The sequence below is a fragment of the Paraburkholderia mimosarum LMG 23256 = NBRC 106338 genome, from assembly GCF_000739815.1.
Lineage (GTDB): Bacteria > Pseudomonadota > Gammaproteobacteria > Burkholderiales > Burkholderiaceae > Paraburkholderia > Paraburkholderia mimosarum.
The window spans coordinates 1-6,558 of record NZ_BBJJ01000150.1 but is presented as its reverse complement, the minus strand read 5'-3'; the positions used below and the strand labels follow the sequence as shown (position 1 = coordinate 6,558).

3 protein-coding genes and 2 pseudogenes are annotated in these 6,558 nt (G+C 65.2%); 3 read left to right on the top strand and 2 right to left on the bottom strand.

Annotated features, from left to right (window positions below; all coding sequences use genetic code 11):
* On the top strand, positions 1–492 hold a 492-nt coding region (locus BMI01S_RS40095), incomplete at its 5' end, for a Tn3 family transposase (RefSeq protein ID WP_156123894.1).
* A gap of 236 nt (positions 493–728) precedes the next feature.
* Here BMI01S_RS40095 and BMI01S_RS35525 read toward each other — a convergent pair.
* Together BMI01S_RS35525 and BMI01S_RS35520 are read right to left on the bottom strand one after the other, a co-directional pair.
* Positions 729–905, bottom strand: a pseudogene (locus tag BMI01S_RS35525) (DUF4158 domain-containing protein); the annotation flags it as partial.
* A 33-nt stretch (positions 906–938) separates the two neighbouring features.
* Positions 939–1,883, bottom strand: coding sequence for a DNA-binding protein (locus BMI01S_RS35520; RefSeq protein ID WP_028232959.1), 945 nt, complete (start codon positions 1,881–1,883; stop codon positions 939–941).
* A 176-nt stretch (positions 1,884–2,059) separates the two neighbouring features.
* On the opposite strand from BMI01S_RS35520, the gene BMI01S_RS35515 reads away from it, so the two are divergent.
* The gene (locus BMI01S_RS35515) at positions 2,060–3,238 is read left to right on the top strand and encodes a tyrosine-type recombinase/integrase (protein ID WP_028232958.1); all 1,179 of its coding nucleotides are present in this window, start codon (positions 2,060–2,062) and stop codon (positions 3,236–3,238) included.
* 78 nt (positions 3,239–3,316) lie between these two features.
* Positions 3,317–6,558: pseudogene (locus tag BMI01S_RS35510) on the top strand (DEAD/DEAH box helicase); the annotation flags it as partial.

The window sequence follows — 6,558 nt, the reverse complement described above, 5'->3', positions numbered from 1 at the left end:
ACCCTGGCTCGCTTCGGATCAGCAGCGCGTGGGCAGGCCGTATATGGAGGCGGCGTTCACGTCGGACGCCTGTTCAGAAGCATCTTTCTGATCGACTATTTCACCAATGCCCCGTTCAGGGCGGAAATGCAGCATGTCTTGAATCGTGGAGAAGCCGTCCACAACGTTCAACGCGCGATCCATATCGGCAAGATACCTGTCGAACTGGCACGCCGTCATGAATCGCTCTCGGCGGTCTCGTCCGCACTGACGCTTCTCTCGAATATCCTGATGGCGTGGAACACCACGCATATGCAACGCGTTCTTGAAGAAATTCAGGCGGCCACAGGCGAGCCACTGGCGCCTGAACAGTTGAGAAGAATCGCGCCGACACACCTGGAGGGAATCAACCTGCGCGGGACATTCAATTTTCCAGTGGCTCGGTACGCGCACCGAATCCTTCCGAGTCTCGACAGTGATCTGCACGCTTCGACCGCAAGTCGCAGAGCCTGATCTGAAGTCCAAAACACTGAATCGACAATGCAGACAGCGTCTGCAGTTTCGGTCTTTCGTCACGGCGTGCGGATCAAACCGCTGGACTGCTACTGCATCCATCCACGCAATTGGGAAGCCTCAGGGGGTAGTCAGCAGGCGCTTGATTTGAAACGAAATTTATACAGGGCCACAAGCCAGACCCGCGCCAGGCATAGGTGTGTCTAACCGGAAATCTGCACGAAAATCAAGGGCACCCCGAGCTGCAAGACGAGATGGAGCGCGACCGGGAGCGTGCGCGCGCGCAAGAGCTGCTGCTCGGCGTTGCCGAGTTCGAAGTAGGTATGCCGGTCTTCGTCGGTAAAGCGCGGCAACGCATACAGTTCATCGATTTCGGCGCGGGTAAGGATCGAGAGGCGGTGCGAGGCGGTCATGAGTTTTTTGTTCCTGAACGCGCGCCGGGAGGATCAGGGTCTCGCCTTGCCTTGCCGTGCGCCCGCCGGCTGGGGGCGGGCCTTGAGCTGCCCTTGCAGCGAAGCGACCTGCTGGGCGAGCGTGTCGCGATCGCGCCGTAACTCGCGCGCCTCATCGATGACGCTCGCGAGCTGCTTTTCGTGGCGATCGGCCAGGCGCCGCTGCTCGGCCGCTTCGGCCGCAAGCCGCTGGACGTCGCCGACGAGCTGCTCGTTACGCTGTTGCACCCTGTCGAGCGCGGTCTCCGCGCGCCGCTGTGCGCCGCGTGCCTCTTCGGCTTGCAGCAGGACGTGCTTCTGCACGCTTTCGAGCCGCGAGGCCGCCTGATCGATCTGTGCCCGCAAGGCAGCCTCACGCCCGGCGTGCTCCGCGCGCTGGGCCTCGAGTTCGCGCGCATGCGTGTCCTGCGCCGTGCGCAGCGCCTCGCCGGACTGCACGCGCGCGGCGTCGCGCTCGGCAGCGAGAGCCTGCGCTGTCTGGAGTGCTGCCTCGCGTTCGGCCTGGGACCGTGCAAGTCCGGCGGCAGCCGCCGCGAGCCGCGTCTCGCGCTCCTCGAGTTGCGTACGCAGCGTTTGTACCTGTGCTTCGAGCGCCGCCAGGGTCGTGCCCAGCGATTCGGCGCGGGCGGTGGACTCCACGGCTTCACGCTCGAGTTCCTCGCCGCGCGCGGCGAACACCTGCTCGCCGTGTTCGACAGCGAGCGCCCAGAGCGAGCGCATCGCGTCGGCCACGGACGCGGGCAACGCTGCGGCCAGCGCGTCATTGCGGGCCTGCTCGTCCTTCCAGAGTTTCAGCTCGTCGTTGATCGTGGTGCGGCTGCCCTGACGGATCTCGGCATAGATGAGGTCGACGGTGAGCTCATGCGGGCGCCGGCCGGCGGCGACGAGGCGTGCAGCCGCTTCGCGGGTGCGAAGGCGGGTATCGCTGATACGGCTCATAGGCGGGTATTGGCGTGAAAGTGGTCGGGGAAGTCGGGTTTCGTGGCCGAGTATATCCGTATATCTGTGTATTTCGTTATATGTATAACGATTAGCGCTTGAAATTTATGATAAGTCCGATAATCGGAAGAAATTCCGGTGTACGCTCCCGATCGCCTTTTCAAAACGCGTCAGCCATGAACCTGCCCGTCCCCACCCCGGAATCGCTCCTGCCCATGGCGCTGCCTGCCGCGCTGGATGGCCGTGAGGGCACCAACCGTGCGCGTGGCGCCCACCGGCAAATCGCCGCCGACACGGACCTCGACGCCGTGCGCCTGTGGCTCGCCGAATATGTGCACTCGCCGCACACACTGCGCAGCTACCGCAAGGAGGCCGTGCGCCTGCTCATCTGGGCGACGCGTGCGCTCGGCAAACCGCTCTCGAGCCTCACGCGGGAGGACTTCCTGCTTTACGAACGGTTTCTGGCCGCGCCGTCCGTGGACTGGGCGGATCCCGCCCTGCCACGCCGCGGTGGCGCCCGGCGCCTGTTCGACGGACCGCTGTCCGAGCGCAGTCGACGCCAGGCGCTCGGCATCCTGTGCGGGCTGCTCAACTACCTGGTGGCCGCGGGCTATCTCGCCGGCAACCCCCTGGCGTTGCGCCGCTCGCGCTCAATGACCACCACACGCAAGCGCCGTATCGAGCGCTATCTCGATCACGCACTCTGGCAGGTCGTCCTTGACTCGGTCGAGGCATGGCCTCAGTCCACCGCCCGTGAACGCCAGCATTACGAACGCAGCCGCTGGCTGATCCGATTGCTGTATCACACGGCGCTGCGGGCGAGCGAAGCCGCGCACGCGAAGGCAGCCGACTTCGCCCAGCGGCGCGGTCGATGGTGGCTGCATGTGGTCGGCAAGGGCGGCGCCGAGGGAGAGGTGCCCGCAAGCGACGCATTGATGATCGAGTTCGCCCGCTACCGCACCTTCTGCGGCCTGCCGCCGACACCTACGCCCGACGAGACTTCTCCGGCGGTCATGAGCATCGCCGGCGACACCGCGCGACATCTGACGCCAACCGCGATCTACCTGATCACGAAGGAAGTCTTCCTGCGCACGGCGGACGCGCTCGCCGCAGTCGACCCCGTGGGCGCCGCGACCCTGCGACGCACCTCCACGCACTGGCTGCGCCACTCGGCAGCCTCGCATCAGGCCGATGCCGGCACCGACATCCGTTTCATCCAGAAAAACCTGCGCCACGCCTCGATCGAGACAACGGGCCTCTACCTGCACGTAGAAGACGACCGCCGGCACGCACAGACCACGGATACGCATATCTCAAAAAAATCCCCCGCCCAGCCGGATGAAGTGCCCGCGTAAAATACGGACCAATTCGGCCCACGCCCAGGGCCGTGCCTGCAAACCCTTCGAAGTACGACTGATCAGGATCTCCTGCCGATGGCCATCCAGTACGACCGCAAACAGATCACGGAATGGCTCGACGACTACACGGTTGCCAAGGCACGCGACTATGCCCGGGCCGTCTCGAATTTGCACTGGCAGCACGACGATATCCTCGCCGGCAGGGTACAGGGCACCCGCTCGCGCCCCTACGACGTGCGGGTCATCTTCACCGATCCTGACGAAGACCTGTGGATCGAGACCGAGTGCTCCTGCCCGGTCGGCGGCCATTGCAAGCACGTGGCCGCACTCCTGATCGCGGGCCTGACGCACCTGCCCAGGCAGGCTGTCACGGGGGTGCGTCCCGAACTCGCGGGCTGGCTTGAAGGTTTCCGGGCACGACATCTGGGCGCGCCCGCAGGCGGCAAACGGGCGAGCGCCCGGGCCTCACACGCACTCGCCTATGTGATCACCGGCACGCATCAGAGCTACCCGCAGATCGTGATTTACAAGTCGCGTGTGGCCGCCGATGGCACGATCCGCTCGCTTGAGGACGCGTGGCACAACATCGAGAACGCACTCATCAAGCCGCCGAAATTCGTGAGCGAAGAAGATCTGCCGATCCTGCGCGGACTGTGGCTCGGGCGCTCGCGTGGTGCCTTCGGCAGCCAGCTCGGGTTGCAGGGCGCCACGGGTGCCGCGCTGCTCGAAAAACTCGTGGCCACCGGCCGTGCCTTTGCCTCCCCCGCGGCCAGCACCATGCATTCCGGCCAACCCTGCCCGCTGCAGGACGGACCCGCTCGCCCAGGGTACCTGACCTGGCAGACACTGCCCGACATGCGTGTACGCCCCGTGCTGCAGACCGAACCCGCCGCTTCCGTGCTCATCACGGCAACGGAACCCTGCTGGTATCTGGACGCCCAGGCGGGCGTTGCCGGTCCGGTCGAGCTGGACTGGTCCGCGACCCATATCGCGGACGTGCTCTCGATGCCGCCCATCACCCTTGACGAGGCGCCGCTCGTGGGCAACGTGCTGCGCGAAGCGACGCCCGGCCTGCCGTTGCCGCCCGCGTACGATCAGTCGGGCGTGCGCGTGATCGGCTGCGCGCCGGTTCCAGTACTCGTGCTGGATACGTTACCCACCTGGAACATGAACTGGTCGTCGACCAAGGCACAGGACGCGCTTGATTTTGCGACCGTGAGCTTTGACTACGACGGCGAACGCATCCCCGCGCGGGGCGAAACGGCGCTCATCCGTCTCGGCGCGAATGGTTCAGTCATGCAGATCCAGCGCGATGCCGTGGGCGAGAAGCGCCGTCTGGTGGAACTGCAGCGCGCCGGCTTGCGCGCCATTCCACCCAATCGGGCTCATGGCCCCCGGCCGTTCCCGCAGGGGATGCTTGAGCCCGCCCAGGAGATTGCCTGGTCCGGCTTCATGACGTACGCGCTGCCTGCGCTTCGCGAGAAGGGCTGGCTGGTCGAGATGACGCCGGAATTTCGACACAACGTGATCGAGATCGACGGGATCGAGGGCAGCCTGCGCCAAACGGACGAAGGCTGGTTCGATGTCGAAATGGGCATTACGGTCAACGGCGAGAAGGTGCGTCTCGAACCGCTGCTGGCCAGTCTTTTTGTGCGTGACGGGCGCTGGCTCTCCGGGCAACTGGACAGCATCGCCGACGATGAGGCCGTTGAGCTCAGAACGGAGCGCAACGAACGCCTGCGCCTGCCTGCCGGGCGCCTGAAGCCGGTCGTGCGTGTGCTGGTCGATCTGCTCGGCAATGTCGGCGGCGGCATGCAGATCTCTGAATGGGATGCCGCCCGCCTGGCCGCGCTCGACGACACCGGCCGCTGGCAGTTTCATGGTAATGCGTCGATCCGTCAGCTCGCGCAGCGCCTGATGGCAGGCCCGGGCGTCACCGAGGTGCGGGTGCCGCAGGGGCTGCAGGCTGAATTGCGTGGCTATCAGCGGCAGGGGCTCGCCTGAATGCAGTTCCTGCGCGAACACAACCTGTCAGGGGTGCTGGCCGATGACATGGGTCTCGGCAAAACCGTGCAGACGCTTGCGCATATCCTCGCCGAAAAGGAGGCCGGCCGTCTCGCGCAGCCCGCGCTCATCGTCATGCCGACGACGCTTGTGCACAACTGGTGCGACGAGGCGCAGCGCTTCGCCCCCGCGCTGCGGGTACTCAACCTGCATGGCACACAACGCCATGCGCGATTCGAAGAGATCGCGCAACACGACCTCGTCATTACGACCTACGCGCTGGCCTGGCGCGATGAGGAAGTCCTTGCGCAGCACGAATATCACCTGCTGATCCTCGACGAGGCCCAGTACGTCAAGAACGCCGCCACCAGGGCAGCGGCCACCATCCGCGCCCCGCGGGCAAGACACCGCCTGTGCCTGAGCGGCACGCCGCTTGAGAATCACCTGGGCGAACTGTGGGCGCAGTTCGACTTCCTGCTTCCCGGGTTTCTGGGCTCGCGCGACGATTTCACGCGACGCTGGCGCACCCCGATCGAAAAGGGTGGCGATGCCGACCGGCGCGAACTGCTCGCCCGCCGCATCCGCCCCTTCATGCTGCGCCGGCGCAAGGACGAGGTGGCAACCGAACTGCCGCCGAAGACGACGATCGTGCGTACCGTCGACCTCGAAGGCGCCCAGCGTGACCTCTACGAGACCGTACGCGCCACCATGCAGCAGAAGGTTCGCGATGCGATCTCCGTCAATGGCCTCGCTCGCAGCCATCTGGTCGTGCTCGACGCGTTGCTCAAGCTGCGCCAGGTCTGCTGCGATCCGCGACTGCTCAGGACCACGCAGGCCAATCGCGTGAAGGAGTCGGCCAAACTGGCGCTGCTGCTCGACATGGTGCCCGAACTCATCGAGGAAGGTCGCCGCATCCTGCTCTTCTCGCAGTTCACCAGCATGCTCGATCTCATCGCCTCCGCACTTGACAATGAGCAGATTCCATACGTAGTCCTGACCGGTGAGACGGTCGATCGTGCGACTCCGGTCAAAAGCTTCCAGCGGGGCGAGGTGCCACTTTTTCTCATCAGCCTGAAGGCCGGTGGCGTGGGCCTGAACCTGACGGCCGCCGACACCGTCATTCACTACGATCCGTGGTGGAATCCGGCGGTGGAAAACCAGGCCACCGATCGCGCGCACCGTCTCGGACAGGACAAGCCGGTGTTCGTCTACAAGCTGGTCACCGCGGGCAGCGTGGAAGAAAAATCGTCGCGCTCCAGGAAAGGAAAGCGGCACTGGCCAGCGCGATCCTCTCCGACGATGCCACCCGTACC